Origin of the sequence: Oscillochloris sp. ZM17-4, assembly GCF_019599295.1 — a bacterium.
In the GTDB taxonomy this organism is placed as follows: domain Bacteria; phylum Chloroflexota; class Chloroflexia; order Chloroflexales; family Chloroflexaceae; genus Oscillochloris.
On sequence record NZ_JAIEWN010000119.1, the window covers coordinates 1 to 4,065 of the forward strand.

The window sequence follows — 4,065 nt, forward strand, 5'->3', positions numbered from 1 at the left end:
GCCGATGGAGCAGGTGTCGCGCGAGCTGACGCTGACGATCAGCGACGGCGACGCCACGCTGGTGGAGCAGACGGTTGCGCTCCAGCCGCGCACCGACGAGCGCATGCTGGGCGTCGTCGCCAGTGAGGACCTCGGCCTGAGTCTGCCAAGGCGCCAGGATCTCACACGCATGCCCTTCACCGCCATACCGATCGCCCCGGAGGACATCCCCGATCAGGCGGCCGGGCTCGGCAGCCTCGGCATACTGCTGATCGGCGAGATCCCGCCCGAGAGCCTGCGCCCAGATCAGATAAGCGCGCTGCTGGCATGGGTCCACGCGGGGGGCCACCTTATCGTGGGCGGCGGGGCCGGCGCCGCCACGTGGGTGCCAGCCGAGATCCAGCCGGCCACGGTTGGCGCGGGCGTGCAGATCAGCGACGCGCCCCTGGCCGGCCTGGCCGATGCGGCGGGGCCCGGCGATCTCCCTGGGGTGCAGCTCACCCCGGCGGCGGGCGGCATCTCGACAGGCCCGGAGGCCGCGCCAGCCTGGGTGGCGCGGCCCTTTGGGAAGGGCAAGGTCACCCAGCTCGCCTTTGAGCCCGGCCTGCCCGGCCTGCGCAGCTGGCCGGCGGCGCCAGCCTTCTGGGATGCGCTGCTCAAGCCTGCGCTCGTGGTCGGCACATCCCTGGCCCAGCAGACGAACGTCGACGACCCGCAGGAGCGTATGCTGGCCGGTGCGCTCACCGCCCTGCCCACCGTGAGCCAGCCGCCGATCGACTGGTTCTTTATCGTGCTGATCGGGTACACCTTCGTGATCGGGCCGCTGCTCGCCCTGCTCCTACGCCGGATCGACCGCCAGGCGTGGTCGTGGCTGATGGTGCCCGTGATCGCCGTCGGCAGCGGATCGCTGCTGCTGGCGCTGGCGATCAACCTGCGCGCCGACGACCGGGTCATCAGCCAGGTGAGCCTCGTGGAGCAGGTGGGCGCAGGTCAGGCGCGGGCACGGATGGTTGTCGGCATGCTCGCCCCGCAGGCGCAGACGCTGATCGCCAGCGTGCCCGAGGGCGCCTTGGTGCGGCCCGTGCGCTCGACCAGCGGGCTCTATGGTTCAATCTCGGGCGTGAGCGGGCCGATCCTCCAAGAAAGCGCGAGCCTCCCCATCAGGCTGGGAGCCTGGAGGCTAGAGGGGCTGCTCGTCGATCAGATCGTGCCGCTCGCCGAGGTGAGCGGCGAGGTCACCATCGACGCCGAGGGCGCCCAGGTAAAGGTGCAGAACGCAACCGATCAGCGGCTGGTCGATGTTGTCGCCGTCTACGATCAGCAGGTGGTGCGCCTTGGCGATCTCCGGCCGGGCGACGTGGGTGTCGCACGCTGGCCGCCAAAGCTGGAGCAGACCGAATATAGCACGGCGGTCAGCAGCATCATCCTCAGCGACATCATCAATGCGAGCCAGCGGCCTGGGCAGGCGCCGGATCGGCGCATCCAGATTCGCCAGGCGCTCATCGACGCGGCGATGGTGCAGAGCGACGCCCAGTCCAACATCGGCCCGATCATCCTCGCCATGATGGAGCGATCGCCGCTGGATGTGGTCGTCGCGGCCGATGGCGCGGCATACCAGAGCATGTCGCTGCTTGTGCTCCAGCCGACCATCAGCGCCAGCGGCCCGATTCGCCTGCCGGATGGGTGGCTGAGGGTGAGCGCCGAAGAGAGCCTGCGCACCACCTGCTTCAGCAGCGAGGGGGTCGGGGTCTCGGCCAGCCCCGCCCCGGCGACCATCGCCATGCACCTGCCGGCCGACCTGTCGCCGCTGCGCGCCGACACGCTCACCCTGAGCCTCAACAGCACAAAAGAATGGCCGAGCTCCGGTGTCATCACCGAGCTCTACGACTGGAGCCAAGGCGCGTGGGTCGAGCAGAACTTCGATGGCCCGGGCGACCTCCAGGTTGCCAGCCCGCAGCGGTACCTGTCCCAGGGGCAGCTACAGCTCCGCCTGCGCGGCAGCATTGAGCGGGCAAACTGCCTCCTGATCAACTCTACCCTCCAGGGGACAATGCCATGATCCGCCGCGCGCTCTTTGGCCCGATGCTATTCAAGGAGCTGGCCACACAGCTGCGCGGCAGCCGGGCCGCCCTGATGATCACGATCTATGTCGGGCTCATCCTGATCGCGGTGCGCCTGCTGTACGGCATGATTATCAGCCAGCTCGACTACGGCACGCCGCTGATCAGCGCCCAGATCGGACAGCTGCTCTTCATCGGGGTGAGCCTGCTGGTGCAGTCGCTGATGGTCTTCCTGGCGCCGGCCACGACGGTTCACGCGATCAGCCGCGAGCACGAGCGCGGCACCTTCGAGCTGCTCATGTCCACGCCGATCTCGGCGATCCAGCTGATTGGCGGTAAGCTGATCGCCGCCATGGCCTTCCTGCTCTTGCTGCTGCTGGCCGCCACGCCGGTCTTCTCCCTGGTGCTGCTCTTTGGGGGGGTGATGCTGTCCGACCTGGCGCGCGTGCTGCTGATCACCCTGGCCACCGCCTTCCTCGGCGGCACCTTCGGCCTGTGCTGCTCGGCGATCACGCGGCAGACGGCCAATGCCACGCTGCTCTGCTACGCGGTGCTGATCAGCGTGGTGATGGGCACGCTCTTTGCGGCGAACGTCTGGTCGCTTATCAACGGGCTCACCGCCGCCCCGCAGGCCCTGGGGGCGATCAACCCGCTCTCGGCGATGGCCACCGCCCTCGCCCCGGTGCGCCCGCCGACAACGACGCTCACCGGGGGCTTTCGCCCGCTGATGCTGCTCGGCCTGCTCTCGCAAGGGTTGATCAGCACCACCGCCAGCGATATCGCGCCCACCTACCGTGTCACGGTGCTGCTCTATGGGGCGCTGAGCATCCTGCTCTTCTGGGCAACGCTTGTGGCGGTCCGCCCGCGCCTCAGGCTCACCCGCGACGATGGCATGATGCTCGCGGCGCTGCTCGCCTACGGGCTGGCCACCTACCTGCTGCGCGGCTGGTGGACTCCGGGGATCTTCCCGAGCTAGGATGGGCCTAGCTACCGGCTGGGGATGAAGATGGTGTAGACGGCCTGGTACTCGCTCATGGCGCCGAGGGAGGGCGCGGCCCCCGCATCGATGAGGTAGATGCTCGGGCCAAGCAGCACCGCCTTCGACGAGATCGTCACACCATCTGGGATGGCGAAGTCGGCCCAGGTATCAGAGGCCTGGTCGTACTGAAAGCCCCGACGCCGGCCGGGGTCGAAGACCAGGATGGTCTCGACAGGGGCGACCACCCCGGGCTGCGACACGCCCTGGTCTGGCAGCGGGGCGATCCGCTCCCAGGCCGCCCCCTCCCCGGTCGGGTCAAGCCGCAAGCTCTCGCGGAGCGCGCCGCCCTCGTTGCTGCCGCCGATCACAAAGATGCGCCCGGCGGCGGCGATCGAGCCCGCGCCCTGGCGGGGCGTGCTCAGCGACGGCCCCTCAGACCACGCCTTCAGCTCGGGGTTGTAGATGAAGACCTCGCTCCGCGCCCGCTCACCGTCCCAGCCGCCGATCACGTAGAGACGCCCCTCCCAGGCCACGAGCGCGTAGCGGCTGCGCGGGGCGGGCATCGGGGAGCCCTGCTCCCACTGCTGATCGCGCGGGTTGTAGATCTCCAGCGAGTCACGCACCCGGCCGCTCGCATCCTCGCCCCCAGGCACATAGATGTCGCCCTGCAGCATGATCGCGCCGGCATCGCTGACTGCGGTGGGCTTATCGGCGAGCGAGACCCAGCGGTCGCTGGCCGGGTCGTAGCGGTCGACCGCGGCGCTCACGCTGCCGCCGCGACGCCCGCCGATCACATAGAGCTTACGCTCCGGGTCGTAGGCGGCGAGCGCGAAGCTATCGCGCGGCTTGATCATTGGGGCGCGTATAAACCAGCGCTGGTCGGGGGATACGGGTGCCGCGGCCGATGCCGCCGTCGTTGGCGCGGCGGTGGGCGGCGCGGTCGGCCCGGCGGCGGCGCGCAGCCCGAGGATCACAAGGGCCGCCAGCGCAACAATGCCCACACCTGCCCCGATCAGCACGCTCAGGGGGCGACGCGAGCGGCGGTGC

Annotated in this window: 3 protein-coding genes; 2 read left to right on the forward strand and 1 reads right to left on the reverse strand. The window is 69.6% G+C overall.

From position 1 onward, the window contains the following. Both K2Z83_RS27950 and K2Z83_RS27955 read left to right on the forward strand, forming a co-directional pair. Positions 1–2,038: hypothetical protein (locus K2Z83_RS27950; protein WP_220598456.1), on the forward strand; the 2,038-nt coding region annotated here is incomplete at its 5' end. Next, entirely contained in the window at positions 2,035–3,015 is a 981-nt protein-coding gene (locus K2Z83_RS27955) for an ABC transporter permease (RefSeq protein ID WP_220598457.1), read from the forward strand. The genes K2Z83_RS27950 and K2Z83_RS27955, both read left to right, overlap by 4 nt. A gap of 11 nt (positions 3,016–3,026) precedes the next feature. Here the strand turns inward: K2Z83_RS27955 and K2Z83_RS27960 are convergent. Beyond that, a partial coding sequence (locus K2Z83_RS27960; protein WP_220598458.1) for a kelch-like protein occupies positions 3,027–4,065 on the reverse strand: 1,039 nt, incomplete at its 5' end.